This is a genomic window from Nocardioides sp. JCM 18998, assembly GCF_055391535.1.
Map to the genome: position 1 here is coordinate 2,520,312 of NZ_AP043886.1, position 25,592 is coordinate 2,545,903.

The following is a 25,592-nucleotide window of genomic DNA, read 5'->3' on the forward strand; positions in this document are numbered from 1 at the left end:
TCCGTGAGCGGGCGTGAGCCCATCGCGGTCGTCCACGAGCGGGCGATCGCGGCGAGCGCCGTCGCGGTGTGGGCGGTGGTCTCCGATCCCGAGGTGCTGGCGCGGCTCGATCCGCGCCTGCGGCTGGTGACGGCGACCGGGGAGCCGGGCGCCGTCGGATCGACCTACTCCCTGTCGATGAAGGCCGGCTCGTGGACCCGGGTCACGACCCAGACCGTCGTCACCGAGTCAGAGCCGGGCGTGCGGATCGTGAGCGAGTCGTCCTTCCGCGGCCGTCGCCTCGGCGAGCAACGCGGCGAGATCCGGCCCGAGGGCGACGGCGTCGTCCTCCGCTGGAGCGTGACGCAGTGGCCGAACCGGCTGCTGCGCGCCGCCGCCGTACGCACGGCCGAGCGCGAGCTACCGACCTGGCTGGACGCCGTCGAGCGGGTCGCGCTCGCATCGATCATCACCCGCTGAAGCGGCGGCGGCGGCCAGCCGACGAGACGCGCGCCTTCCGCCCAACGCGACGCGTACGGGACTAGGTTGTCGAGCGTGACCCAGCGCCTCGCGGAGTCCCAGCCCCAGTCGCCGTCGATGTACCACCAGGACTACTGGTGGTACCGGGCGCGCTCGGAGATGCTCCGCACCGTCGTGGAGCCGGAGCTGGGCGCGCCTGGTCGGGTGCTGGACGTGGGGAGCGCGGACGGACCGTCGGTGGAGTGGATGAGCGGGCATGGGATCCGTACGGCCGTCGACCTCGACTTCGCGGCGCTGCGCCGCGGCGACGTGCAGGCCTCGGCCACCGACCTGCCGTTCGCGGACGGGAGCTTCGACGTCCTCACCGCGTTCGACGTGCTGGAGCACCTGGATCCTGAGGACAGGGCGGTCGAGGAGCTGGTACGGGTGGTACGCCCTGGCGGCCGGCTCTTCGTCGCCGTGCCCGCCTATCAGTGGGCCTGGTCGGACTTCGACCGCGACATCGGCCATTACCGCCGCTACACCAAGCGGCGGCTGGTGCGGGTGCTGCGTGCCCAGGGGCTCGAGGTGCGCCGCGCGACCTACCTCTTCGCCGGCGTCTTCCCGATCTTCGCCGCCGAGCGGATCAGCCGCAGGTGGCGTGGGCTCGAGGGCAAGGCCACCACCGAGCCACCGCGGGTCTCGCCGTTCCAGGACAGGGTGCTGATGGGACTCTGCGGCCTGGACGCGAGGGTGTTGCGTCACGCCGACCTGCCGTTCGGCTCCTCCGTGATGGCGGTCGCGACCAAGCCCGCCTGAGGCTCAGCGGTCGGGGAGCTCGTCTTCGAGGAACCGCGGCCGCGAGACGACCAGCCCGGCCACGTACTGCGGCACGCACAGCGCCAGCAGCGCGGCGATCGGCACGCGCCATCCGTCGGTCGCGTCGTGCAGCACGCCGACGCCGAACGGGCCGATGAAGGCGATCAGGTAGCCGACGGACTGGGTGAACCCCGAGAGGGCGGCCGTCCCGGGAGAGCTGCGAGCGCGCAGCCCGATCAGGGTCAGCGCCATCGGGAACGTCGTCGTGCCGATGCCGATCAGCACCGCCCAGACCAGGGCGCCGTCGTGTGGCGCGGCAAGCATGCCCACGTACCCGACGAGGTAGCAGCCCATCAGCGCGGTCAGGAGTCGCGTCGGGTCGCCGAGTCGTGCGGTGACCTGCGGGATCACCCAGGAGAAGGGGATGGCGACCCCGGTGACGATGCCGAGCAGCAGCCCGGCGGTGTGGGCGCTGAACCCGCTGTCGCGGAAGATGTCGGCGAACCAGCCGAAGATCGAGTACGCCTGGAGTGACTGGAGACCGAAGAAGACGGCCATCGCCCAGCCGAGCCGGGTCCTGGCGACGTCGGTGAACCGGATGGACGCCGCGCTCGAGGTCGCGTGCCGCTCGTGGCGCACCAGGCCGAGCCAGGGCAGCGCGGCGAGGGCGGCGGTGAGCGCCCAGACGACCAGGCCGCGGCGCCAGTCGATCTCCCCGTCCACCCGATGGTGCTCGGCGATCGGCACGCTCAGCGTCGAGCTGGCGGTGATGCCGACAGCCAGGGCGGTCGAGTAGAGCCCGGTGACCTGCCCGACCCGATCGGGGAAGTGCAGCTTGACCAGCGAGGGCAGCAGGACGTTGGAGGCGGCCATCCCGGACAGGGCGAGGAACGACAGCGCCAGGAACGCCCACACCCCGTCGACGTGCGAGCGCGCGAAGAGCCCTGCGGCGATGGCGATCAGGCCGATCAGGACCGAGCGGTGCAGCCCGACGAGCTGGCCGATCCGCGGCGCCAACGCGCCGACGGAGGCGAAGCACAACACCGGCAGCGAGGTCAGCAGGGCCGTCTCGGTGCCGCTCATGCCCAGCCCGTCGCTGATCTCGTCGAGCAGCGGCCCGACGCTGACCGCGGCCGGGCGCAGGTTGAAGGCCAGGACGACGACTCCGACCAGGATCAGCGCCTGCTGCCAGCGCGAGCCGGCGGCGGGTGTGTCGGCAGCGGGCGAGCCGGGCGCCGACTCAGGCTGCACGGGTGGCACGAAGCTGGTCCTCGACCGAGGCCGGGGTGGCGGCGCGGGCCGCGAGGAACGGGATGGGGAGCGCCAGCACGAGGAGCAGGCCCATCGGCCAGCCCCAGGAGCCGAGGTGCAGGTGGAGCACGCCGAAGCCGAAGGTGCCCAGACCGGCGACCAGGTAGCCAACCGCCTGCGCGACCCCCGCCAGCGAGAGCGCCGTGTCGTGGGAGCGGGCGTGCCGACCGATCAGCGAGAGCGACATCGGGAAGCTGATGGCGGCCACGCCGAGCACGATCGCGGCCGGGACCGCGGCCCCGCGCGGGGCGATCAGGACCAGCGCGTCGCCGAGCGGGAAGCAGAGCCCGACGAGCACCAGGAGCCGGCGCGGGTCGCGGCGGATCCCGACCACGGCCGGGAGCCAGAGCGTGAACGGCAGACCGCACAGGGCGAGGACGGCCATCAGCACGCCGGCGCTGGCGGCGTGGTAGCCGTGCTCACGCCACAGCGTCGGCAGCCAGCCGATCATCACCCAGGTCTGCACGAGCTGGAGCGAGAAGAGCAGCGCGAGCTGCTGGCACGACCGGGTGCGGATCATCTGCACGAGCGTGATCGTGCGGGGGAGCGGTGCCAGGACCAGGTCCTGTCGGATCAGCGGGAGCCACGGGATCGCCGCCACCACGGCGAGCGCGCCCCAGAACGCCAGCCCGGTCCTCCAGCCGCCGTCGCTGTGCGCGATCGGCACGGTGAAGGCGGCCGCGATCGCGAAGCCGATCGAGAGCAGGCGCGAGTACGGCGCCGCCAGCGTGCTCAGCCGGTCCGGGTAGTGCAGCAGCACGAGGTTCGGGAGCAGCATGCTGGCCGCCGCCATGCCCGCGAGGGCGAAGGTGGACAGCACCAGGAAGACGCGGGGGTCGTCGGCGAGCGAGCGGGCGAAGAGCCCGATCGCGATCGCGAAGAGCGAGAGCAGCGTCGCCCGGTGTACGCCGAAGAGGCGGGCCATCGCGGGCCCGATCGCGGCGAAGCAGGCGAAGGCAAGCGCCGGGAGCGCCGTCAGCAGCGCGGTCTCGACGTGGCCGAGTCCCATGCCGCGCACGACGTCGGGCAGCACCGGACCCACGCTGGCGGCGGCAGGGCGCAGGTTGAGCGCGAGCAGCACGATGCCGGCGAGGACGAGGGTGGAGGGGCGGCGGTTCACTGCCCGCATCCTTGCACTTCGGTGGCCCGGCTCGTCGGCGGGTAGCATCGGCGGGTGCGTGAACAGCCCGAACAGCAGGCCCCGCCGGTCCAGCGGCTCCGTGTCCGCTACGCCAAGCGTGGCCGGATGCGGTTCACCAGCCACCGCGACTTCAGCCGGGCCTTCGAGCGGGCCGTCTTCCGCGCGCAGGTGCCGATGGCGTACTCCTCGGGCTTCAACCCCCACCCGCGCATCTCGTACGCGGGCGCCTCGCCGACCGGCGCGGCCAGCGAGGCCGAGTACCTCGAGCTCGCGCTGCGCGAGCTCGTCGACCCCGCCGCGATCCAGGTCCAGCTCGACGAGGTGATGCCGGCTGGGCTCGACATCGTCGACGTCGTGACCTCGCCCGGTGGAGCACTCGCCGACGTGCTCACCGCCAGCACCTGGGTGATCGATCTTCCGGTCGAGTCGGGCGTGGCGGAGACGGCCGTCGCCGCCTTCCTCGCCTCCGAGTCGGTGCTCGTCGAGCGGATGACCAAGCGCGGCCTGCGCGAGTTCGACTGCCGTGCTGCGGTGCTCTCGCTGGCTGCAGGCCCGGCCCCTGAGGGCACGGGCGGCACCCGGCTCGCGCTCACCCTGAAGCACGTCGAGCCGGCCGTGCGCCCGGACGACGTGATGACCGGCCTGCGTACCGTCGGCGACCTCGATCTGGGCTCGGCGGCGCCGCTGCTGACCCGCCTGGAGCAGGGGCCGCTCGACGAGGAGACCGGCACCATCGGCGACCCGCTGAGGATCGACGTCAAGCGGATTTGACGAATGGTGTGCGATACTCGCCACGGTTGTTGAAGGGCCCGGGTGTGTGACAGACGCTCGCCGACAACGATCCGACGACGTTCTCGCCGGTGCACATCCACCAGATGGTGCTCCGGCACACCGGGACGGTGATGACTCGCCAGCCCGCGACGCGGCCACCATGCCTGCGACCGCGGTAGGCGGATGATCCCGTTGCGATGACGCATCCAGCGGAGGGGTCGCCGCCACCGACAAGCTTTGCGTCTCGTGTCCGGCCGATGGTCGGCGCGACGGCGTCCTGACATGTCCGGTGCGCGCGCCGCGCGAGCCGGGCCGAGGAGTACGGCATGGCCGAAGAGACCACCGTCGAGACCCAGAACAACGAATCAGCGGAGACCGCCGCGCCCGCCAAGAAGGCGCCGGCGAAGCGGGCCACCGCCAAGACGGCCGCCAAGAAGGCGACCACCGCCAAGGCGGCCGCCCCTGCGAAGAAGGCGCCCGCCAAGCGGACCGCCAAGAAGGCGGCGGCTACCGCCGACGCTGCGGAGGCCGTCGTCGAGACCCCGACCGCCGATGTCCCCGTCGCGGCGGACGCGCCGGCCAAGAAGGCCGCTGCCAAGAGGCCCGCTCGCAAGGCGGCCGCGAAGAAGATCGCCGCGGCCGAGGCTCCCGAGCAGGCGCCCGCAGACCTTTCCGCTGAGGCCGCCGAGGCCACCGAGGTCACCGCCCCGGCGAAGAAGGCCCCGGCTCGGAAGGCGGCCGCCAAGAAGACGGCCAAGACCGCCTCTCCGGCCCCGGCGGAGGCTGAGGAGATCGCCGAGGTCGCCGAGGTCACCGCCCCGGCGAAGAAGGCCACGGCGCGCAAGACGACCGCGAAGAGGGCGAGTGCCAAGAAGGCCGTTGCCCCCGAGGAGCTCCCCGCGGCGTCTGCCGAGACGACCGAGGCCACGGCCGAGGAGAGCGGCGCCCTGGGCGTCCTCTTCCAGGCGCCGCCCAAGACCACCCGCAAGCGCACGGCCCGCAAGGCGAAGCCCGAGCCGGTCGTCGAGGAGCCGGCCGAGGACACCGAAGAGACCGACGAGCTCACCGAGACGGCCGAGACCGCCGTCGAGGCCGACGCGGCCGGCGACGAGGCTGCGGCCGAGGGCACCGACGAGTCCGGTGAGGACTCCGACGACAGCGACGACGAGTCCGGTACGCCGGCGCGTCGTCGTCGCCGCCGTGGCGGTCGCCGTCGGCGCAAGCCGGCCGGTGAGGCCAACGGCGAGGGCGAGGACGGCGACGCCTCCGACGGCGAGGGCGACGCCTCCGCCGAGGGCGAGGAGCAGGGCGAGGACGGGGATGACCCGGCCGACGGCGGCACGTCCCGTCGTCGCCGTCGCCGTCGCCGTGCCGGCGAGGCCGGCTCCGACAGCGACGACGAGCCCAACACCGTCGTCAAGGTCCGCGAGTCGCGTCCGCTCGAGCAGCAGATCACCGCCGTCTCGGGCTCTACCCGCCTCGAGGCCAAGAAGCAGCGCCGTCGCGAGGGCCGCGAGGCCGGCCGCCGCCGCGCCCCGATCGTGAGCGAGGCCGAGTTCCTCGCCCGCCGCGAGTCGGTCGACCGGGTCATGGTCATCCGCCAGCGCGACGACCTCACCCAGATCGGCGTCCTCGAGGACAAGGTCCTCGTCGAGCACTACGTCGCCCGCGAGTCGCAGACCTCGCTGATCGGCAACATCTACCTCGGCCGCGTCCAGAACGTGCTGCCGAGCATGGAGGCCGCCTTCGTCGACATCGGCAAGGGCCGCAACGCCGTGCTCTACGCCGGTGAGGTCAACTGGGCCGCACTGGGCTGGCGGGAGGGCCAGCCGCGCAAGATCGAGTCGGTGCTGAGCTCCGGCCAGACCATCCTGGTGCAGGTCACCAAGGACCCGATCGGCCACAAGGGCGCCCGCCTCACCAGCCAGATCAGCCTGGCGGGCCGGTTCCTGGTCTATGTCCCGGACGGCACCACCTCGGGCATCTCGCGCAAGCTGCCCGACACCGAGCGCAACCGGCTCAAGACGCTGCTCAAGGAGATCGTCCCGGACACGGCCGGCGTGATCGTGCGTACGGCGGCCGAGGGTGCCGCCGAGGACGAGCTCACCCGCGACGTCGAGCGCCTCAAGGCGCGCTGGGAGGACATCGAGGCGAAGACGTCCGGCAAGGGCAGCGGCAACCCGCAGCTCCTGTACGGCGAGCCCGACCTCACCCTCAAGGTCGTCCGCGATCTCTTCACCGAGGACTTCGCCAAGCTGGTCATCCAGGGCGACGAGGCGTGGGAGACCGTGAACGGGTACGTCGAGCACGTCGCCCCCGACCTGGCGGAGCGGCTCGAGCGGTTCGTGCCCGGTGAGGACGGCCGCGACGCCTTCCTGACCTACCGGATCGACGAGCAGATCGCCAAGGGCCTGGACCGCAAGGTCTGGCTGCCCTCCGGCGGCTCGCTGATCATCGACCGCACCGAGGCGATGACGGTCGTCGACGTCAACACCGGCAAGTTCACCGGCTCCGGCGGCAACCTCGAGGAGACCGTCACCAAGAACAACCTGGAGGCGGCCGAGGAGATCGTGCGCCAGCTCCGGCTGCGCGACATCGGCGGCATCATCGTCGTCGACTTCATCGACATGGTGCTCGAGTCCAACCGCGACCTGGTGCTGCGCCGCCTGGTCGAGTGCCTGGGCCGCGACCGCACCCGCCACCAGGTCGCCGAGGTCACCTCGCTGGGCCTGGTGCAGATGACGCGCAAGCGGATCGGCACCGGTCTGCTCGAGGCGTTCTCCGAGAACTGCACGCACTGCCACGGCCGCGGCGTGATCACCCACGAGCACCCGGTCGAGGAGGGCAAGAGCTCCGGCGTCCTGCCCGACGAGCCGCGTCGCTCGCGTCGTCGTGGCGGCAAGGGCCGCGGCAACGGTGGCGACGAGCAGCCCGCCGCCCAGCAGCCGGGCCAGCAGTCGGGCCAGCAGTCGGCGGCCGCTGACGAGCACCACCACCCGTCCCCGGCGGAGTTCGCCGCGATGGCGCGCCACGACGAGGAGCTCGCCGCGGCAGCCGCCGAGGCGCTCGAGGTCGAGGCGGCCGAGCCGGCCGAGCCGGCCGAGGCCGTCGTGGTCGAGGAGTTCGAGGTGACCGCGGACGTCGAGGACGAGGTCGCGCCGGTCGCCGAGGCCCCTGCGGAGCCCACCGAGGCCCCGGCGGAGCCCACCGAAGCCCCGGCCGTCACCGTCGTCACCCGTACGCGCGGTCGCCGCGGTGCGAGCCGTCCGGCGGGTGTGACCCCGGCTGTCACCGAGCCCGTCCCGGTGGTCGTCGCCGCCGAGCCGGTCGCGGCGGAGATCTCCACCCCGGAGCCGCCGAAGGTGATCACCCGGACCCGTGGCGGCGCGAGCCGCGCGGTGACCACCGCAGAGCCGGCCGAGGAGCCCGCCGTCGAGGAGCACCCGATGGAGCACGTCCCGGTGAAGAAGCGGGGCGCGCGCAAGCGCTGATCCCGTGCCCGGACCGGGCATCGAGCAACGATCGGATGGCCGTCGTACGCCGCGTTTTGCGGTGTTCGGCGGCCATCCGTACTATTGATCTTCGGCGTGTGTTGCACGTCCTCTGTGAGCATCCCACCTCGTCAGCCGAGGTCGTTGTGTGCCGCAGATCCAAGGATTTGAGTTCGGCAAGCAGATGAAGGAGACCGCGGTGTACGCGATCGTGAAGGCTGGCAGCACCCAGCAGAAGGTTGCCGTCGGCGACGTCATCGAGATCGACCTGGTCGAGACCGGTGTCGGCGAGTCCCTGACCCTGCCGGTCGTGCTCGTGGTCGATGGCGAGAAGGTCAGCTCGACGGGTCTGGACAAGGCGTCCGTGACGGCTGAGGTCCTCGGTGGCACCAAGGGCCCGAAGATCATCATCCAGAAGTACAAGAACAAGACCGGCTACAAGAAGCGCCAGGGTCACCGCCAGAAGTACACCCAGGTCAAGGTCACCGCGATCAACGCCTGAGCGTTGCGCGACTCTTCCTTCGAACAGATCCCAAAGGACTGAATCATGGCTCACAAGAAGGGTGCGGCGTCCACCAAGAACGGCCGCGACTCGAACTCCCAGCGCCTCGGCGTCAAGCGCTTCGGCGGTCAGCTCGTCAACGCCGGCGAGATCATCGTCCGCCAGCGTGGCACGCACTTCCACCCGGGCGCCGGCGTCGGCCGCGGCAGCGACGACACCCTCTTCGCGCTGCAGCCGGGTGCGGTCGAGTTCGGCACGCGTCGCGGTCGCCGCGTCGTCAACATCGTCGCGCAGGGCTGACACCAGCTCCGCTGACGCATCACTTCCCGCAGGGCGCCCCTAGGATTGGGGGCGCCCTGCGGCATTTGCCGGCTGTTTGCCTGGACGCCGGCCCGACAACCTCCGAAAGTAGAAGTGCCATGGCTGTGCCCTCGTTCGTCGACCGCGTCACGCTGCACGTCAGCGGAGGACGCGGTGGCCACGGCGTGGCCTCGGTCCACCGCGAGAAGTTCAAGCCCCTCGGCGGCCCCGACGGCGGCAACGGCGGCCCCGGTGGCTCCGTCATCCTGCGGGTCGACGGCGACGTCAGCACGCTGATCGACTACCACCACAGCCCCAAGCGTCGCGCCGGCAACGGCGGCCAGGGCGCCGGCAACTTCCGCAACGGCGGCCACGGCGAGGACGTCGTGCTCTCCGTCCCGGACGGCACCGTCGTCACCGACATGGAGGGCAACGTCCTCGCCGACATGGTCGGCATCGGCACCGAGCTCGTCATCGCCGAGGGTGGCCGTGGCGGCCTCGGCAACGCCGCGCTGGCCTCGGCCAAGCGCAAGGCCCCCGGGTTCGCGCTGCTCGGCGAGCCGGGCGAGGAGCGCCAGATCGGCCTCGAGCTCAAGGTCGTCGCCGACATCGGTCTGGTCGGCTACCCGAGCGCGGGCAAGTCGTCGCTGATCGCCGCGATCTCGCGGGCCCGTCCCAAGATCGCCGACTACCCGTTCACCACGCTCGTCCCCAACCTCGGCGTCGTCCAGGCCGGCGAGATGACCTTCACCGTGGCCGACGTGCCCGGCCTGATCGAGGGCGCCGCCGAGGGTCGCGGCCTGGGTCATGACTTCCTGCGTCACATCGAGCGCTGTGCTGCCCTGCTGCACGTCATCGACACGATCAACATCGAGCCGGGCCGCAACCCGCTCGACGACCTCGAGGTGATGGAGGACGAGCTGCGGCGCTACGGCGGCCTCGACGACCGTCCTCGCCTGGTCGCGCTCAACAAGGTCGACGTACCCGACGGCCGTGAGATGGCCGAGATCACCCGCGCGGACATCGAGGCCCGGGGCTTCCGGGTCTTCGAGATCTCCGCGGCCTCCGGCGAGGGCACCCGCGAGCTGATCTTCGCGATGGCCGAGCTGGTCGCGGCGGCCCGCGTCGACAAGCCGGTCGTCGAGCCGCAGCGGATCGTGCTGCGCCCGCACGAGGGCAAGCGCGGCGCCGAATTCACCATCACGGCGACCCCCGACGGCTACGTCGTGCGGGGCGAGAAGCCGGAGCGCTGGGTGCGCCAGACCGACTTCAACAACGAGGAGGCCGTCGGCTACCTCGCGGACCGGCTCAACCGGCTCGGCGTCGAGACCGAGCTGGCCAAGATCGGTGCCGAGGAGGGCGACGCCGTCATCATCGGCGACCCGACGGGCAACGCGGTCGTCTTCGACTTCAAGCCCTCGATCGAGGCCGGCGCGGAGATGCTCGGCCGGCGTGGCGAGGACGAGCGTCTGCGGGAGGACCGCCCCGCGGCCAAGCGTCGTCGCGACATCCAGGAGGCCATGCCGGAGCGTGCCGAGAACGAGACCCGCGCCGATGTCGCCCGCCGCCTCGACAAGGACAACTACGTCGACGGCACCTACGGCTACGAGATCGGCTCGGCGGAGGACCCGGACGTGGACCCGGCCCCTGATCTCTTCGACCTCTCGGAGAGCGACCCGGGCACGCCTGCGGAAAAGAGCACCGAGGAGTCCGCCGAGGGCGAGGAGTGAGCCTCCGGCCCGAGGTCTCGGAGGCGAAGCGGGTCGTCGTCAAGGTCGGCTCCTCGTCACTGACGACCGTCGACGGCGGCATCGACCCGGCCCGGCTCTCCGCGCTGGTCGACGTCCTCGCCGGCGTACGCGCACGTGGCGCCGAGGTCGTCCTGGTCTCCTCGGGTGCGATCGCCGCGGGCCTGGCCCCGCTCGGGCTGAGCAAGCGGCCCAAGGCACTTGCGGCCCAGCAGGCCGCCGCCTCCGTGGGACAGGGGCTGCTGGTGCACCGCTACACCGCGGAGCTCGCCCGGCACGGTCTCATCGCCGGGCAGGTCCTGCTGACCGTGGACGACGTCACCCGCCGTGGGCACTACCGCAACGCCACCCAGACCTTCTCGACCCTGCTCGAGCTCGGTGTCATCCCGATCGTCAACGAGAACGACACCGTCGCCACCTCGGAGATCCGCTTCGGCGACAACGACCGGTTGGCCGCGCTCGTCGCGCACCTCGTGCGGGCCGACCTGCTGATCCTGCTGAGCGACGTCGAGGGCCTCTACGACGCCCCGCCCTCGCAGCCCGGCTCCCAGCTGATCGCCGAGGTCGCCGACCTGGCCGACCTGGCCGGCGTGAAGGTGGGCTCGGCGGGCGTCGCCGGCGTCGGCACCGGCGGCATGGTGACGAAGCTCGAGGCAGCCCGGATCGCCGTCGAGGCCGGCATCCCGGTCGTGCTGACCGCCGCCCCCAACGCCGCCGACGCCCTGGCGGGGGAGCGGGTCGGCACCCTCTTCCACGCCACCGGCAAGCGCCGCGCCACCCGGCTGCTGTGGCTGGAGCACGCCACCGAGCCCACCGGCGCCATCATGCTGGACGCGGGCGCCGTCCGGGCGCTGCGCGAGCGCGGCGCCTCGTTGCTGGCTGCGGGCGTCACGGGTGCTCGGGGCGAGTTCCACGCCGGTGACCCGGTCGACCTGATCGGCCCCGACGGGGTCGCCGTCGCGCGTGGCCTGGTCAACTTCGACGCCGACGAGGTGCCCCGTCTCCAGGGCCGCTCGACCCAGCAGATCGCGGAGGAGCTCGGCTCCTCGTACGCACGCGCCGTGGTGCACCGCGACGACCTCGTCCTGCTCCCCGCCTGATCGGGTGAACCGGAGTTGAACAATCGGCGAACTGGCCGTCGGCGATGTGGTTGAGGGGCTCGGGAGCAGTCACGCTCTAGTCGTGAGCGCAGAGACTCTGGTGTTGGTGCTTGTCGTCGTGACGGCACTCGGCTTCGACTTCACCAACGGATTCCACGACACCGGCAACGCCATGGCGACGTCGATCGCGACCGGGGCGCTGAAGCCCAAGGTCGCCGTGGCGCTCTCGGCGGTGATGAACCTCGTCGGAGCGTTCCTCTCCGTCGCCGTGGCCCTGACCGTGACCAATGCGGTCGTCAAGACCTTCTCGGCGTCGACGACCGATCCGACGACCGGTGCCGTGACGCCGGCGCACCTCACGATGTCGGGTGATGCGCTGCTCATGATCGTCCTGGGCGGTCTCATCGGCGGCATCGTGTGGAACCTGCTGACCTGGCTGCTCGGCCTCCCGTCCAGCTCGAGCCACGCGCTCTTCGGCGGCCTCATCGGCGCCGCGATCGCGGCGAACGGCTGGGACGGCGTCAACTGGGTCGGCGACGGCACCAAGCTGGACGGCGTCGTCGGCAAGGTGCTCCTGCCCGCGTTCGCCTCGCCGGTCGTCGCGGCCCTGGTCGCCGGCCTCGGCACCTGGATCATCTACAAGATCATCGCCGGCATGTCGCACAAGACCAGCGAATCAGGCTTCCGCTGGGGCCAGATCGGCACCGCCTCGCTGGTCAGCCTCGCGCACGGCACCAACGACGCACAGAAGACGATGGGCGTGATCACCCTCGCCCTGATCGCGACCAACCACTGGAGCGCCGACGCCACCAACATCCCGTTCTGGGTCAAGCTGGTCTGCGCCGTGGCCATCGCCGCCGGCACCTACCTCGGCGGCTGGCGCATCATCCGTACGCTCGGCAAGGGCCTCGTCGAGATCGAGTCGCCGCAGGGCATGGCGGCCGAGGCGTCCTCGGCCGCGGTCATCCTGTCCTCCAGCCATCTCGGCTTCGCGCTCTCCACCACCCACGTCGCCACCGGCTCCATCCTCGGCACCGGCCTCGGCAAGCCCGGCGCCGAGGTGCGCTGGGGCGTAGCCGGCCGGATGGTCGTCGGCTGGCTGCTCACCCTGCCCGCAGCTGCCGTCGTCGGCGGTGCGATGTGGGTGATCGGGCACCTGCTGGGCGACGTCGCCGGCGCGATCGTGGAGTTCGTCATCATGCTCGGCCTGGCCGGGTACATCTACCAGCGCTCGCGGGCCAACGCGGTCGGCGCACACAACGTCAACGACGACTGGTCGGGCATGCCGGCCGCCTCGGCCCCCGACGCCGAGCTCACTTCGGGAGGTGTCGCATGAGCGGCGGAGAAGCGTTCGTCAAGGATCTGCACTACGCCGGCAAGGCGATCTGGCAGGTCCTGCTCGCCAGCGTCGTCCTCGGTGCCGGCCTTCCGGTGATCTTCGCTCTCGGAGTGCGCTCTCTCGCCTGGGGCTCGGCCAGCGAGGCCACCGAGGGTGCCCCTGCCCGCTCCGGCCACCCGGCCGGCAAGCTGTTGGCGTACGTGCTCTTCGCGGTGGTGCTCTACATCCTCGCGATCGGGATCTACTACATCATCGTCGGCGGCCACGGCAAGGAGCTGCAGTTCAACGGGATCTGGCCGTCGCAGGTGGCGAAGAAGTGACGTCGCCGGTCGGCCGGATCGTCGCCTGGCTCAAAGCGGGCTACCCCGACGGCATCCCGCCGGGGGACTACCCGCCGGTGCTGGCGGTCATGCGACGCCAGCTGAGCGAGGAGGAGCTGGTCGAGATCGCCGACCAGCTGGCGATGCAGTCGATCTCGCTCGGTGACGTCCCGACCACCGCCGAGGACATCAAGGCGCTCGTGCGCGAGCACGCCTACCAGCGGTGCAGCGCCGACGACCTCATCCGGGTCTCCGCGCTGCTCGCCAGCGGCGGCTGGCCGCTCGAGACCGAGCTCCAGGCCGACCTCGAGCAATAGCCGTCGGGCGATCAGTCGCCGATGGCGTGCTTGCCGCGCTTGACGATCAGCGGGTCGGGCTCACCGACGACCGACTCGTCCTTGCCGTCGTAGTCGACGGTGGACAGGAAGTAGCGCATCGCATTGAGCCGGGCGCGCTTCTTGTCGTTGGACTTGATCGTGATCCACGGCGCCGTCTTGGTGTCCGTCTGGAGGAACATCTCCTCCTTGGCCGCGGTGTAGGAGTCCCAGCGGTCCAGCGACTCGAGGTCCATGGGCGAGAGCTTCCACTGCCGCACCGGGTCGACCTGCCGGATGATGAAGCGGGTGCGCTGCTCGGACTGGGTCACCGAGAACCAGAACTTGGTGACGGCGATGCCTGAGTCGACCAGCATCTTCTCCAGCTTCGGCGCCTGCTCCATGAACCTGTCGTACTCGGTGTCCGAGCAGAAGCCCATCACCCGCTCGACGCCGGCCCGGTTGTACCAGGAGCGGTCGAACAGGACGAGCTCGCCGGCCGCGGGCAGGTGGTTGAGGTAGCGCTGGAAGTACCACTGCGTCTGTTCGCGCTCGCTCGGCTTCACCAGGGCGACGGTGCGCGCGTAGCGCGGGTTGAGGTGCTCCATGAAGCGCTTGATCGTGCCGCCCTTGCCGGCCGCGTCGCGGCCCTCGAAGAGGACGATGTGGCGGTGGCCGGTGCGTTGCTGCCAGTTCTGGAACTTGATCAGCTCGACCTGCAGCTCGTACTTCTGCAGGTCGTAGACCGCGCGGTCCAGACGCTCCTCGTACGGGTAGTTCTCCCGCCACGTGTCGACGGCCTTGCCGGTCGGATCGATGAGGATCGGGTCGTCGTCGTGGTCGTCACCGATCGTGTGGCCCTCCACCAGGAGGCGATCGATGTAGGCGCGCAGGTCGTCGATCATGCTGCGAGGCTAGGCGCAGAGGTTGAACGCCGGGTTACGGGGCGTGCACGGGTGCGCCGTACCCTGGGGTCGTCATGAATCGTGCGCCGCGGACCGTCTACCTCGACCATGCTGCCACCACGCCGATGGTGCCGGCCGCCGTCGAGGCGATGAACGCCCATCTCCTCCAGGTGGGCAACGCCTCGTCGCTGCACGCCTCCGGGCGCCGCGCGCGCCGGGTGGTGGAGGAGTCGCGCGAGACGATCGCGCAGGCGCTCGGCTGCCGGCCCGGCGAGGTGGTGTTCACCTCCGGTGGCACGGAGGCCGACAACCTGGCGATCAAGGGGACCCACTGGGCCCGGGTCGCGCAGGACCCGCGTCGTACCCGGATCCTCTCCACCGCGATCGAGCACCATGCCGTGCTCGATGCGCTCCACTGGCTCGGCTCGACCGGAGGCGTCGAGGTCGAGCTGCTCCCGGTCGACGGCGACGGCCGCCTCGTGGTGAGCGCGCTGCGCGAGTCGATCGCACGCGACCCCGACACCGTCTCGCTGGTGTCGGTGATGTGGGCCAACAACGAGGTCGGCACCGTGCAGCCCCTCGACCTGGTCGTCGACATCGCGAGCGAGCACGGCATCCCGGTGCACACCGACGCCGTCCAGGCCGTCGGAGCGGTTTCCGTGGACTTCTCGGCACGCGGTGTCGACGGGCTCACCCTCACCGGGCACAAGCTCGGCGGCCCCTACGGCGTCGGCGCCCTGCTGGTCCGCCGCGAGCTCGAGCTCACCGCGCTGCTGCACGGCGGCGGGCAGGAGCGTGACGTGCGCAGCGGCACCATCGACGTACCCGCGATCGCCGGGTTCGCGGCGGCCATCGAGCTGGCGGTGAAGGAGCAGGCCGCGTACGCCCAGCGCCTCGGCGCACTGCGGGACCGGCTCGTGGCCGGCGTCCTCGCCTCGGTGCCGGACGCCGTCCTCAACGGCGCGGCCACCGATCCGGCCGGGGTCCATCGCCTTCCGGGCAACGCGCACTTCTCCTTCCCCGGCTGCGAGGGCGACTCGCTGCTGATGCTGCTCGACGCCCAGGGCATCGAGTGCTCCACCGGCTCGGCGTGCTCCGCAGGCGTGCCGCAGCCCTCGCACGTGCTGCTCGCGATGGGGCGCACCGAGGACGAGGCGCGCAGCTCCCTGCGCTTCTCCCTCGGGCACACCTCGACCGTGGAGGATGTCGACGCACTGGTCGCCGCCATCGGGCCGTGCGTCGAGCGGGCCACATCGGCGGGGATGCGGTGAGCCGATGAGAGTGATCGCCGCCATGTCCGGCGGGGTCGACTCGGCCGTCGCCGCCGCCCGCGCGGTCGAGGCCGGACACGACGTCACCGGCATCCACCTCGCGCTCTCGCGCAACCCTGCGTCCTACCGCTCCGGCGCGCGCGGCTGCTGCACGATCGAGGACGCCAACGACGCCCGCCGTGCCGCCGACGTCATCGGCATCCCGTTCTACGTCTGGGACCTCTCCGAGCGGTTCCACGAGGACGTGGTCGAGGACTTCATGAGCGAGTACGCCGCCGGGCGTACGCCCAACCCGTGCCTGCGGTGCAACGAGAAGATCAAGTTCGAGGCGGTGCTCGACCGTGCGCTGGCGCTCGGCTTCGACGCCGTGGTGACCGGGCACTACGCCGAGGTGCGCGAGACCGGCGACGGGTCCGTCGAGCTGCACCGCGCGATCGACGGCGCCAAGGACCAGAGCTACGTGCTCGGCGTCCTGACCCAGGACCAGCTCAGGCACGCGCTCTTCCCGCTCGCGGACACGCCCAAGCCGTTGGTGCGCGAGGAGGCCGCCCGTCGCGGGCTGCTGGTCGCGGACAAGCCCGACTCGCACGACATCTGCTTCGTCGCCGACGGCGACAACGCGGGCTGGCTCAAGGAGAAGCTCGGCGAGCGGCAGCCCAACCAGGGCGGCTCGATCGTCGACGAGGCCGGCGAGGTGGTCGGCTCGCACGCCGGCACCGTCGCCTTCACCATCGGCCAGCGCCGCGGCCTGCGCCTCGGCGTCCCTGCGGCCGACGGCAAGCCGCGCTTCGTGCTCGACATCGAGCCGGTCTCCGGCACCGTCACCGTCGGGCCGCGCGAGCATCTCGCGATCGACCGGATCACCGGCATCCGACCGCGCTGGTGCGGCGTCGCGCCGCAGCACCTCTCCGGGGAGGGCGTCACGGTCCAGCTGCGCGCCCACGGCGGCGAGCACCGGGCCGTCGTCACCGTCGAACGGGGTCCGGAGATCGCGCCGGTCGAGACCGTCGCCATCGAGCTGCTCGATCCGGCGTACGGCGTCGCCCCCGGCCAGGCCGCGGTGATCTACGACGGCAGCCGCGTCGTCGGGTCGGCGACGATCGCCTCGACCCGGCGCGTGCAGGAGGGGTAACACGATGTCCACTGGAGTAACCGCACGTTGCGTCGCGCTGCTACCCGAGCAGACATCGTGTTACCCCCACCGCTGGGCGCGCCGATGAGCGTCGTCGCCACCGGGATCGGATCGCTGCCCGGCACCGATCTCGCCGAGGCGGTCAAGACGGTCTTCGACCAGCTGGCGGGTGACCACGGACTGCCGCACCTGCCCGAGCTGCCCGCTCGCGGGGTCGGCGCCGACATGATCGGCCGCGCCCTCGCGGTCGTCGAGGGACTCGACGCCGATCTCCAGCCCGCCGGCTGGCGGCTCACCGGCTCCGCAGGCTCCCCGGGCGTGGACCAGCGCCGCGCTCGCTCGCTGCTGGCGCAGGACCTCGACGTGCTCGAGGAGCTGGCACAGGGGTACGAGGGCGACTTCAAGATCCAGGTCGCCGGCCCGTGGACGCTGGCCTCGACCGTCGAGCGCCCTCGCGGTGACCGCCTCCTCGCCGACCACGGCGCACGCCGCGAGCTCGCGCAGGCGCTGGCGGAGGGCGTACGGACGCATCTGCGCGACGTGCGCCGCCGACTCCCTGGCGTCGGACGACTGGTCGTACAGGTCGACGAGCCCGCGCTCGACGCGGTGATCAACGCTCGGATCCCCACCGCGAGCGGCTACGGCCGGCACCGCTCCATCGACCTGCCGGAGGCCTCGCAGGGCCTCGCGTGGGTCCTCGAGGCGATCGCCGGCGAGGGTGCCGAGCCGTGGGTGCACTCGTGCGCCGCGGCCACGCCGTGGGACCTGGTCCGGGGCGCCCTCCGGGACGCCTGCTCCTCGGTCGAAGGCTCCTCAGGGTCTGCGGGGGCGAGGGGACTGGCGGTCGACATGGCCCAGCTGAGCGCCCGCGACGTCGATCAGCTGGCCGAGGCGCTGGAGGCGGGAGAGACGGTGGCGCTCGGCGCCGTCCCGTCGGTGCTCGAGACGGACCCGGTCGACCGGCTGTCGGACAAGCAGGTCACCGAGCGGGTGCTGCGCTGGCTCGACCTGGTCGGCCTCGATCCGCACGAGGTCTCGCTCGCGATCACCCCGGCCTGTGGCCTGGCCGGCGCCTCGGTGGAGTGGAGCCGGCGCGCGATGGCGCTGGCGCGCACCAGCGCCTCCTCGCTGAGCGACTGACCGGATGGTGGGTACCGGGGGACGGCAGTGACCGACAACCTCAGGAGGTAGCCCATGACCGGCATGTCCGGAAAGCGGATCGCGATCATCGCCACCGACTTCTTCGAGGAGGCCGAGCTCGTCGTCCCACGCGACCGGCTGCGCGCGGCGGGGGCGAGCGTCGGGGTCTACTCGAGCGCACGTGAGCCGATCCAGGCCACGCAGGGCGACACCGAGCCGACGCAGAAGGTCGACGTGGACGGCACCTTCGACGACCTCGACGTCGCACGTACGGACGTGCTCGTCGTGCCGGGCGGCACGGTGAACGCCGATCGCATCCGGACGGACGAGCGCGCTCAGGAGCTGGTCAGGGCGTTCGACGAGGCCGGCAAGACGCTCGCGATGATCTGCCACGGGCCCTGGCTGCTCGTCTCCGCCGGCCGGGCGGGCGACCGCACGCTGACCAGCTGGCCGAGCCTGGCCGACGACCTGCGCAACGCCGGTGCGAGCTGGGTGGACGAGGAGGTCGTGGTCGACGGCAACCTCATCACCAGCCGCAAGCCGGACGACCTCGACGCCTTCGTCGAGGCGATCGAGAGCGCCGTGACCGCCTGAGCCGCGACCGGCTACCGGATCGCCGTCAGGAACGTCCCGACGTGTCGACGAAGGTCCGTCGCCAACCGGGTCAGGTCCTGCGCTGAGGACGTCAGCTGGGCCGCGCCCGCGCTGGTGCTCTCCGTCGCGCTGCCGATCTCGCCGATGTCGGTGCCGACCTCCGTCACGGCGCCGGCCGCTCGCGTGGTGGTCTCGCTGAGCTCGCCGGTCGCCCGGCGCTGCTCGGAGACCGCTTGGGCGATCTGCCCCAGGTTGGTGCCCATGCCCCGGACCGTGCCGGTGATGCCGTTGATGGCCTTGACGACCTCCTCGGTCGCGCCCTGGATCGAGCCGACCTGCTCGGAGATCCGGTCGGTGGCCTCCGACGTCTGGGTGGCCAGCGTCTTCACCTCGGAGGCGACCACGGCGAAGCCCTTGCCGACCTCTCCGGCGCGGGCCGCCTCGATGGTCGCGTTGAGGGCGAGCAGCCGGGTCTGGCTCGCGACCTGTTGGATCAGGCCGACGATCGCGCCGATCTCCTGCGAGGCGGTCGCGAGGAGTGTGACGGTGCCGTGGGTCGCCTCGGCGTCCTGGACTGCCTGCTCGCCGGCGCGGTTGGACTCGTCGGTCTGCTCGGCGATCGCGCCGACGGTGCTGGCCAGCTCCTCCACGGCCGCGGCCGCGGTGGTGACCGCCTGGGTGGCGGTGTCCGAGCCGGTGGCGACCAGACCGGCCCGTACGGCCGTCTGCTCGGCGGTGCAGGCCAGGCCGTGGGCGGCGTCCTGCACCTCGCCCGCCGCCGCCGAGACCCGGTCGGAGAGGCCGAGCACGACCTCCTCGAACTCGTCGGCGAGTCGGCGCCGCTCCTCGTGCGCGGCCTGCAGCTGGGCCTGGGTGCCGGCCATCGCCGCGATCGCGACGTTGATCGTGCGCGCACCGGCGCCGAAGGAGCCGACCATGCCCTCGGGCAGGAAGCGGCGGTGGAACCGCTGCTCGCTCGCGGCCTGCAGGGAGGCCTGCGACTCGCGGACGTAGGCGTCGGTCAGATCGAGGAAGTGGTTGACGCTGTCCCGTACGGCGATCAGGTCGCCGCTGCTCCCACCCAGGGCGGGCAGCCGCGGCTCGAGGTCACCGGCGGCGGCGCCGTCGAACAGCGCGGCGATGGCGGCGAGGGCACCCTCGTAGCGGGCGATCCGGTCCTGCAGCGCCGCGATCTCGAGGTCGGGCCCCGGCTCGAGCCCCGGGCGGCTCGCCATCGCGGTCATGCCGCCACCCCCGCGTTGATGACCGACCAGATCCGCTCGTCGTACGCCGCGCACGCGGGTGCGAAGTGCCGCTCCAGCACCGCGCGGCCGGCGGCGACGGCCTCGTGGGCGTTCGCGTACGGCGCCTCGGCGGCGCGGACCTCGCGGTAGAGCGCGCCGATCTGAGCGGCCTTCGCCGGCGGGACGGCGCGTCGGTTGGAGTGGTAGCCGATGATCGCGCCGGACGCGTCGAGGCTCGGCGTGACGTGGGCGAGCACCCAGTAGTGCGCGCCGTCGCGGGCCAGGTTGATCACGTACGCGAAGATCTCCTGCCCGGCCCGGATCCGCTCCCACATCAGCGCGAAGACGGCGCGGGGCATGTCGGGGTGGCGGATGACGTTGTGCGGCTCCCCGATCAGCTCCTCCTCGCGGAAGGCGCTGATCTCGGCGAAGAGCCGGTTGACGTACGTCAGCCGTCCTTGCGGATCCGTCTTCGAGACGATGATCTGGTCGTCGCGGAAGGTCCGTTCGATCCCGGTCGGCGTGACGTCGGCACGGCGCATGCTGTTGTTTCCCCTCGTCTGTTTCCCCTCGTCCTGGTGCGCCCCCTCCTTCGGCCCGCGGCCGGATCGGATGAGGCTTGAGGGCACAAGGTCCCTGCGGGGTCCCGGTGGGGCATGACGGGGGTACGAGACGCCGAACGGGCCCCGACTCCGCAGAGTCCGGGCCCGTTCGGGCGTGGGTTGGTGCAGGCTGTACGACCGCAGGCTCAGCCCGCGTGCACGCCCTCCGGGCCGTCGGTGGCGAGCTCCTCGTGCTTCACGTTGAGGAAGAGCCAGATGATCGCCGAGCCGACGATCGCCATGATCGAGCCGACCAGGAACGCGGTGGTCGCGCCGTGGGCGAAGATCTGGTGGTAGATCGTGGCCAGCACGTTCGCGTCGGGCTTGCCGCCGCCGGCGGCCGCGGCCTCCTTGGTGATGCGGGCGGTGTCGTTGGTCATCACGTGGGTGGCGACCGAGGAGAGGATCGCCAGGCCCAGCGCGCCGCCGACCTGCTGCATCGTGTTGAGGACGCCGGAGCCGATGCCCGAGTCCTCGGGGCGCAGGTGGTGCACGGCGGTCAGGGTGACCGTCACGAAGGTCATGCCCATGCCGATCGACATCAGCAGCATCCACGGGAACAGGTGGGTCCAGTAGTTGCCCTGGACGTCCTGGATCGGCAGCGAGGTGTCGTACGGCATCCGCGAGAACCCGAAGAGGGCGATCGCAGCCAGCAGGGTGCCGACGCCGGCGATGTAGCGCGGGTCGATCCGGTTGACCAGCTGCGAGGCGAGCGTCGCCGCGAAGACCATGCCGAAGCAGAACGGCAGGAACGAGACGCCGGTGTGCAGCGGGCTGAAGCCCTTGACCAGCTGGGTGTACTGCGACAGGTAGAAGAACATCGCGAACATCGCGGCCGGCAGCAGCATCATCGCCACGAAGGACGACGCGCGGGTCTGGTTGGCGAAGATCCGGAACGGCAGCAGCGGGTGCTGCACCCGGGTCTCGATGACGGCGAAGATCGCGAGCAGGACGATGCCGCCGATGAGGAAGCCGAGGGTCGCGCCGTCGGTCCAGCCGTCGCTGCCGGCGCGGGAGAGGCCGTACACGATCGCCAGCAGGCCGCCGGTGGCGGTGATGGCGCCGGGGACGTCGAGGTCACCGGTGTGACGCTCGGAGTCCGGCAGGACCATCGGGGCGAGGATCGCGGCGATGATGCCGATCGGGACGTTGATCAGGAACGTCAGGCGCCAGCCCTCGACGTCGACGCCGAAGACACCGTTCAGGCCGGTCAGCCAGCCGCCGAGGACGAGGCCGACGGCCGCGCCGACACCCGACATGGCCGCGTAGACGGCGAAGGCGCGGCTGCGGGACGGGCCGGCCGGGAAGGTGGTGGTGATCAGCGCGAGGGCCGACGGCGCGGCGAGCGCGGCAGCGGCGCCCTGGACGCCGCGCGAGATCAGCAGCATGGCCTCGTCCTGCGCGAGGCCTCCGACGAGGGAGGCGATCGCGAAGGCGACCAGGCCGATCATGAAGACCGTACGGCGGCCGTAGAGGTCTCCCAGGCGGCCGCCGAGGAGCAGCAGGCCACCGAAGGTGAGGGAGTAGCCGGTCACGACCCAGGTCAGGGACGAGGCGGAGAAGTCGAGGTCCTTCTGGATGAAGGGGAGCGCGATGTTCGCGATGCTCGAGTCGAGCACCACCATCAGCTGGGCGATGCAGATGAGCACGAGTGCCCATCCGAGGTGCTTGCTGCCGGTGGTCTTCTCGACGCTTGTGGCGTCGGTGGTGGTCATGTCAGTCCTTGTGGGTCGTGGATGTCGCGGCGGGCAGGATGATCTGGTCGATCACGTGCGTGACGAGCTCCTCGGTGGCGGGCTCGCCGAGCATGAGGACGCGGTGCAGGACGATGCCGGGCATCGCATGGCTGATCAGCTCGATGTCGAGGTCGGGACGGAGCTCGCCGCGCGCCTGGGCGCGGTCCCAGATCGTCCGGCTCGCCTCGAGCTTGGTGCCGATGAAGTGCTCCCGGAATGCGGCCGCGAACTCCTGGTCGCGGCCGATCGCGGTGATGACGCTGCTCATCGTGGCCAGCATCTCGGGGTCGGTCAGGCCACCCAGTCCGCAGAACGCCGCCGTCAGGTCGTCGCGCAGGTTGCCGGTGTCCGGCAGGTCCGTGTGTGACTTGTCGGCGTGGAGGGCGTCGATGACGAGGGTGGCCTTGGAGGACCAGCGCCGGTAGAGCGTGGCCTTGGACGCCTTCGCCCGGCTGGCCACGGCATCCATGGTCAGCCGGTCGTAGCCCACCTCGCCGAGGATCGCGAGCGTGGTCCGGAAGATCTCCTGCTCGCGGTCACCCTCGACACGGGGGCGGCGCAGGGAGCGGGGGAGGTTCACCGGTGTCTCCTGTTTACGTCGTGTTCACATGAAACGAAACCGTTTCGTTTCATGTGGAAGATGGTACGACGTCGTTTCATTCCGACCTAGTCGATATTCGCGATCCGGTCTAGACCAGCGGGTCGGGGCGACGCGTCCTGAGCACCAGCCTGCTCCTGCGGCTGTCGGAGGTCCACGGCAAGATGGGATCCATGACCTCCGAGCGCCCCGTCGAGGATCCCGCCGCCCTGCACGCCGACCTGTCGGGGCAGATCGAGGCGGCCTCGGACGCCTACTACCGCGACGGCTCCTCGCCTCTGTCCGACGCCGACTACGACGTGCTGCTGCGGCGGCTGGGCGATCTCGAGGAGCAGTACCCGGAGCTGGTGACGCCCGACAGCCCGACCCAGCGGGTGATGGGCAAGGGGGCGTACGAGGGCACCGCCTTCGCCTCGATCGACCACCTCCAGCGGATGGAGTCGCTCGACAACTCCTTCTCGACCGAGGAGACCACTGCCTGGTACGAGCGCGTGGTGCGCGACGCCGGGGTGGCGCCGGCGCTGCTGTGCGAGGTGAAGTTCGACGGCCTGGCGATCAACCTGCTCTACGAGGGCGGCCGGCTCACCCGAGCACTGACCCGCGGGGACGGCCGGACGGGTGAGGACGTCACCGCCAACGTGCTGACCATCGAGGGGATCCCGCAGCGGCTGACCGGATCGGCCCAGCACCCGGTGCCCGCGCTGATCGAGGTCAGGGGGGAGGTATACCTGCCGACCAAGCGGTTCGAGGAGATCAACGCCGAACAGGAGGCCGCCGGGAAGCCGCTCTACGCGAACGCCCGCAACACCGCCGCCGGCTCCCTGCGACAGAAGGATCCCGCGATCACCGCGTCGCGCCGGCTGCGGATGACCTGCCACGGCGTCGGGGCACGCGAGGGCTTCGAGGCCGGGTCGCAGTCCGAGGCCTACGCCGCGCTCTCGTCGTGGGGCCTGCCGGTCTCGCCGCTGGTCAAGGTGGTGCCCGACCTGGCCGGCGTGGAGGAGTTCATCGCGTACTTCGCCGAGCACCGGCACGACCCCGAGGTGCTGACCCACGAGATCGACGGTGTCGTGATCAAGGTCGACGACGTCGGGCTGCAGCGCCGCCTCGGCTCCACGTCGCGCGCCCCGCGCTGGGCGATCGCGTACAAGTACCCGCCGGAGGAGGTCACCACCCAGCTCTTGGCGATCGAGGTCAACACCGGCCGCACCGGCCGGGTGACGCCGTTCGGGGTGATGGAGCCGGTCAAGGTGGCCGGATCGACGGTCGAGATGGCGACCCTGCACAACTTCTACGAGGTCGCCCGCAAGGACGTCCGCCCCGGCGACACGATCGTGCTGCGCAAGGCCGGGGACGTCATCCCGGAGATCCTCGGGCCGGTGCTGGCGCTGCGTCCCGAGGGCCTGGCCGCGTGGGAGCCGCCGACCGTATGCCCGGCGTGCGGCACCGAGCTGGTGGAGCAGAAGGCCGGCGACAAGGACCGGCGCTGCCCTAACCACCAGTACTGCCGAGCTCAGGTCACCGAGCGGGTCAACCACGTCGCCGGCCGCGGCTCGTTCGACATCGAGGGGATGGGCTACGAGGCCTGCGTCGCGCTGCTCGAGTCGGGTGCACTGCGCAACGAGGGCGACATCTTCGCCCTCGACGCCGAGGCGCTGGCCCGTACGCCCCTGTTCACCCGCGCACCCAAGAAGGGCGAGGACGGTCCGCAGCTGACGGCCACCGCGCTCAAGCTCCTGACCAACCTCGAGGAGCGCAAGTCGGTGCCGCTGTGGCGGGTGCTGGTCGGCCTCTCCATCCGCCACGTCGGCCCGACCGCCTCGCGCGCGGTCGCGGGGGAGTTCGGCTCGATGGAGGCGCTGCGTGAGGTCGTCGCGGCCGCCGACGAGGCGGTCGCCGCCGACGTCGACCCCGATGCTGACGAGGCGGCCGAGGTGGGTGGCGAGGCGGTCGCGTCGGCGTCGGCCGGTGCGCTCGCGGCGCGAGCCCGGCTCGCCGAGATCGAGGGCGTCGGCGGGGTCATCGCCGACTCGCTGATCGCCTGGTTCCGCGAGCCCTGGCACGCCGAGATCGTGGACAAGTGGGCCGCCGCCGGGGTGGTGATGGCCGACGAGCGCGACGAGTCGGTCGAGCGCACGCTCGAGGGCCTCACCGTCGTCGTCACCGGCTCCCTCGACGGCTTCTCCCGCGACTCGGCCAAGGAGGCCGTCATCAGCCGCGGCGGCAAGGCCGCCGGCTCGGTGTCCAAGAAGACGGACTACGTCGTGATCGGCGAGAACGCGGGCTCGAAGGCCGAGAAGGCCGAGGAGCTCGGTCTCACCATCCTCGACGAGCCCGGCTTCGTTCGGCTGCTCGAGGGCGGTCCCGCCGCGCTCTGAGCCGAGAGGTCACTTCTTGTCGGTCGAGAGGTCACTTCTCGCGGGTCGAGAGGTCACTTCTCGTGCTGGAGACCGAGCACGCCTAGGGGCCGCCCACGAGCCCGTACGCGTACGACGTCTCACCGTCGCGCACCCAGAGCACGGTCGGGAGTCCGGCTGCGGTCGTCGTCCAGATCTGGCCGCCGCCCCAGGTGTGCCCGCGCTCGACGTCGACGTCGGGGACCGGCTGCTCGAGGCCGCGCCGGAAGTGGCGGCCGTCGAAGTGCAGCGTGGACGGTGTCGCCGACGGCCATGCTCGGACGTCGCCGGTCCGGTAGCGCACGACGCCGATCCAGATCACGATCAGCGCTCCCACGATCAGCGCCACCCGCCGAGCCGTCACCGTGTCCACCGGGCCA

At 71.5% G+C, this 25,592-nt stretch carries 24 protein-coding genes; 16 read left to right on the top strand and 8 right to left on the bottom strand.

All coding sequences use genetic code 11. The annotated features are described in order from the left end of the window. Positions 1–3: 3 nt before the first annotated feature. Positions 4–459, top strand: coding sequence for an SRPBCC family protein (locus ACZ5L9_RS11825; RefSeq protein ID WP_464527876.1), 456 nt, complete (start codon positions 4–6; stop codon positions 457–459). A 75-nt stretch (positions 460–534) separates the two neighbouring features. After that, positions 535–1,257, top strand: coding sequence for a class I SAM-dependent methyltransferase (locus ACZ5L9_RS11830; protein ID WP_464527877.1), 723 nt, complete (start codon positions 535–537; stop codon positions 1,255–1,257). Positions 1,258–1,260: 3 nt separating this feature from the next. Here ACZ5L9_RS11830 and ACZ5L9_RS11835 read toward each other — a convergent pair whose 3' ends face one another. Further along, entirely contained in the window at positions 1,261–2,517 is a 1,257-nt protein-coding gene (locus ACZ5L9_RS11835; RefSeq protein ID WP_464527879.1) for a CynX/NimT family MFS transporter, read from the bottom strand. Further along, positions 2,498–3,688, bottom strand: coding sequence for an MFS transporter (locus ACZ5L9_RS11840; protein ID WP_464527881.1), 1,191 nt, complete (start codon positions 3,686–3,688; stop codon positions 2,498–2,500). The genes ACZ5L9_RS11835 and ACZ5L9_RS11840 overlap by 20 nt, the downstream gene beginning before the upstream one ends. 54 nt (positions 3,689–3,742) lie before the next feature. Between ACZ5L9_RS11840 and ACZ5L9_RS11845 the strand changes: the two genes are divergently transcribed. The 9 genes from ACZ5L9_RS11845 to ACZ5L9_RS11885 all read left to right on the top strand — a co-directional run bounded on the left by ACZ5L9_RS11845 (position 3,743) and on the right by ACZ5L9_RS11885 (position 13,597). Then, a complete protein-coding gene (locus tag ACZ5L9_RS11845) occupies positions 3,743–4,480 on the top strand; it encodes a TIGR03936 family radical SAM-associated protein (RefSeq protein ID WP_464527883.1) in 738 nt (245 codons plus the stop codon). A 326-nt stretch (positions 4,481–4,806) separates the two neighbouring features. Further along, the gene (locus ACZ5L9_RS11850; RefSeq protein ID WP_464527885.1) at positions 4,807–7,971 is read left to right on the top strand and encodes an Rne/Rng family ribonuclease; all 3,165 of its coding nucleotides are present in this window, start codon (positions 4,807–4,809) and stop codon (positions 7,969–7,971) included. A 199-nt stretch (positions 7,972–8,170) separates the two neighbouring features. After that, positions 8,171–8,473, top strand: a complete 303-nt coding sequence (gene rplU, locus ACZ5L9_RS11855) for a 50S ribosomal protein L21 (RefSeq protein ID WP_464527887.1) — start codon at positions 8,171–8,173, stop codon at positions 8,471–8,473. A gap of 45 nt (positions 8,474–8,518) precedes the next feature. Continuing rightward, positions 8,519–8,773 carry a 50S ribosomal protein L27 gene (gene rpmA, locus ACZ5L9_RS11860; protein ID WP_225286408.1) on the top strand — a complete coding sequence of 85 codons (255 nt, stop codon included), beginning with the start codon at positions 8,519–8,521 and terminating at the stop codon, positions 8,771–8,773. A gap of 119 nt (positions 8,774–8,892) precedes the next feature. Continuing rightward, a complete protein-coding gene (gene obgE / locus ACZ5L9_RS11865) occupies positions 8,893–10,503 on the top strand; it encodes a GTPase ObgE (RefSeq protein ID WP_464527889.1) in 1,611 nt (536 codons plus the stop codon). Next, positions 10,500–11,621 (top strand): glutamate 5-kinase, encoded by a 1,122-nt coding sequence (gene proB / locus ACZ5L9_RS11870; protein WP_464527890.1) that lies wholly within the window; start codon positions 10,500–10,502, stop codon positions 11,619–11,621. Before obgE ends, proB begins: the two co-directional genes overlap by 4 nt. A gap of 82 nt (positions 11,622–11,703) precedes the next feature. Beyond that, complete coding sequence (locus ACZ5L9_RS11875; protein WP_464527894.1) at positions 11,704–12,957, top strand: anion permease; 1,254 nt, start codon at positions 11,704–11,706, stop codon at positions 12,955–12,957. Continuing rightward, on the top strand, positions 12,954–13,280 hold the full coding sequence (locus tag ACZ5L9_RS11880) for a hypothetical protein (protein WP_464527897.1): 327 nt from the start codon (positions 12,954–12,956) through the stop codon (positions 13,278–13,280). Before ACZ5L9_RS11875 ends, ACZ5L9_RS11880 begins: the two co-directional genes overlap by 4 nt. After that, the gene (locus ACZ5L9_RS11885) at positions 13,277–13,597 is read left to right on the top strand and encodes a DUF3349 domain-containing protein (protein ID WP_464527898.1); all 321 of its coding nucleotides are present in this window, start codon (positions 13,277–13,279) and stop codon (positions 13,595–13,597) included. Before ACZ5L9_RS11880 ends, ACZ5L9_RS11885 begins: the two co-directional genes overlap by 4 nt. Before the next feature lie 11 nt (positions 13,598–13,608). On the opposite strand, the gene ppk2 is transcribed toward ACZ5L9_RS11885, so the two are convergent. Then, a complete protein-coding gene (gene ppk2, locus ACZ5L9_RS11890; protein WP_464527901.1) occupies positions 13,609–14,499 on the bottom strand; it encodes a polyphosphate kinase 2 in 891 nt (296 codons plus the stop codon). A 74-nt stretch (positions 14,500–14,573) separates the two neighbouring features. On the opposite strand from ppk2, the gene ACZ5L9_RS11895 reads away from it, so the two are divergent. From ACZ5L9_RS11895 to ACZ5L9_RS11910, 4 genes are read left to right on the top strand one after another with little or no spacing between them, the layout of a single operon-like run. Beyond that, positions 14,574–15,770 carry a cysteine desulfurase family protein gene (locus ACZ5L9_RS11895; RefSeq protein ID WP_464527903.1) on the top strand — a complete coding sequence of 399 codons (1,197 nt, stop codon included), beginning with the start codon at positions 14,574–14,576 and terminating at the stop codon, positions 15,768–15,770. 4 nt (positions 15,771–15,774) lie between these two features. Further along, a complete protein-coding gene (gene mnmA, locus ACZ5L9_RS11900) occupies positions 15,775–16,902 on the top strand; it encodes a tRNA 2-thiouridine(34) synthase MnmA (protein WP_464527906.1) in 1,128 nt (375 codons plus the stop codon). 57 nt (positions 16,903–16,959) lie between these two features. Further along, positions 16,960–18,042, top strand: a complete 1,083-nt coding sequence (locus tag ACZ5L9_RS11905; RefSeq protein WP_464527908.1) for a uroporphyrinogen decarboxylase/cobalamine-independent methonine synthase family protein — start codon at positions 16,960–16,962, stop codon at positions 18,040–18,042. A 54-nt stretch (positions 18,043–18,096) separates the two neighbouring features. After that, positions 18,097–18,636: a type 1 glutamine amidotransferase domain-containing protein gene (locus ACZ5L9_RS11910; protein WP_464527910.1), complete on the top strand. Its 540-nt coding sequence runs from the start codon at positions 18,097–18,099 to the stop codon at positions 18,634–18,636. Positions 18,637–18,647: 11 nt separating this feature from the next. Here ACZ5L9_RS11910 and ACZ5L9_RS11915 read toward each other — a convergent pair whose 3' ends face one another. The 4 genes from ACZ5L9_RS11915 to ACZ5L9_RS11930 form a co-directional block, all read right to left on the bottom strand. Then, the gene (locus ACZ5L9_RS11915; RefSeq protein WP_464527912.1) at positions 18,648–19,880 is read right to left on the bottom strand and encodes a methyl-accepting chemotaxis protein; all 1,233 of its coding nucleotides are present in this window, start codon (positions 19,878–19,880) and stop codon (positions 18,648–18,650) included. After that, positions 19,877–20,422 (bottom strand): PAS domain-containing protein, encoded by a 546-nt coding sequence (locus ACZ5L9_RS11920; protein ID WP_464527913.1) that lies wholly within the window; start codon positions 20,420–20,422, stop codon positions 19,877–19,879. The genes ACZ5L9_RS11915 and ACZ5L9_RS11920 overlap by 4 nt, the downstream gene beginning before the upstream one ends. A 206-nt stretch (positions 20,423–20,628) precedes the next feature. Further along, positions 20,629–22,197: an MFS transporter gene (locus tag ACZ5L9_RS11925; protein WP_464527914.1), complete on the bottom strand. Its 1,569-nt coding sequence runs from the start codon at positions 22,195–22,197 to the stop codon at positions 20,629–20,631. A gap of 1 nt (position 22,198) precedes the next feature. Beyond that, positions 22,199–22,798, bottom strand: coding sequence for a TetR/AcrR family transcriptional regulator (locus tag ACZ5L9_RS11930; protein WP_464527916.1), 600 nt, complete (start codon positions 22,796–22,798; stop codon positions 22,199–22,201). A 191-nt stretch (positions 22,799–22,989) separates the two neighbouring features. Here ACZ5L9_RS11930 and ligA point away from each other — a divergent pair, with 191 nt between their 5' ends. Then, on the top strand, positions 22,990–25,194 hold the full coding sequence (ligA, locus tag ACZ5L9_RS11935; protein ID WP_464527919.1) for an NAD-dependent DNA ligase LigA: 2,205 nt from the start codon (positions 22,990–22,992) through the stop codon (positions 25,192–25,194). Between the two features lie 82 nt (positions 25,195–25,276). On the opposite strand, the gene ACZ5L9_RS11940 is transcribed toward ligA, so the two are convergent. Continuing rightward, complete coding sequence (locus ACZ5L9_RS11940; protein ID WP_464527922.1) at positions 25,277–25,585, bottom strand: hypothetical protein; 309 nt, start codon at positions 25,583–25,585, stop codon at positions 25,277–25,279. Between the last annotated feature and the right edge of the window lie 7 nt (positions 25,586–25,592).

What these genes read in the sequence shown, in the direction of transcription:
- ACZ5L9_RS11850 (WP_464527885.1), top strand. Translation starts at nt 4,807, where the DNA reads ATGGCCGAAGAGACCACCGTCGAGACCCAGAACAACGAATCAGCGGAG.
- rpmA (WP_225286408.1), top strand. Translation starts at nt 8,519, where the DNA reads ATGGCTCACAAGAAGGGTGCGGCGTCCACCAAGAACGGCCGCGACTCG.
- obgE (WP_464527889.1), top strand. Translation starts at nt 8,893, where the DNA reads ATGGCTGTGCCCTCGTTCGTCGACCGCGTCACGCTGCACGTCAGCGGA.
- ACZ5L9_RS11880 (WP_464527897.1), top strand. Translation starts at nt 12,954, where the DNA reads ATGAGCGGCGGAGAAGCGTTCGTCAAGGATCTGCACTACGCCGGCAAG.
- ppk2 (WP_464527901.1), bottom strand. Translation starts at nt 14,499, where the DNA reads ATGATCGACGACCTGCGCGCCTACATCGATCGCCTCCTGGTGGAGGGC.
- ACZ5L9_RS11895 (WP_464527903.1), top strand. Translation starts at nt 14,574, where the DNA reads ATGAATCGTGCGCCGCGGACCGTCTACCTCGACCATGCTGCCACCACG.
- mnmA (WP_464527906.1), top strand. Translation starts at nt 15,775, where the DNA reads ATGAGAGTGATCGCCGCCATGTCCGGCGGGGTCGACTCGGCCGTCGCC.
- ACZ5L9_RS11910 (WP_464527910.1), top strand. Translation starts at nt 18,097, where the DNA reads ATGACCGGCATGTCCGGAAAGCGGATCGCGATCATCGCCACCGACTTC.
- ACZ5L9_RS11915 (WP_464527912.1), bottom strand. Translation starts at nt 19,880, where the DNA reads ATGACCGCGATGGCGAGCCGCCCGGGGCTCGAGCCGGGGCCCGACCTC.
- ACZ5L9_RS11920 (WP_464527913.1), bottom strand. Translation starts at nt 20,422, where the DNA reads ATGCGCCGTGCCGACGTCACGCCGACCGGGATCGAACGGACCTTCCGC.
- ACZ5L9_RS11925 (WP_464527914.1), bottom strand. Translation starts at nt 22,197, where the DNA reads ATGACCACCACCGACGCCACAAGCGTCGAGAAGACCACCGGCAGCAAG.
- ligA (WP_464527919.1), top strand. Translation starts at nt 22,990, where the DNA reads ATGACCTCCGAGCGCCCCGTCGAGGATCCCGCCGCCCTGCACGCCGAC.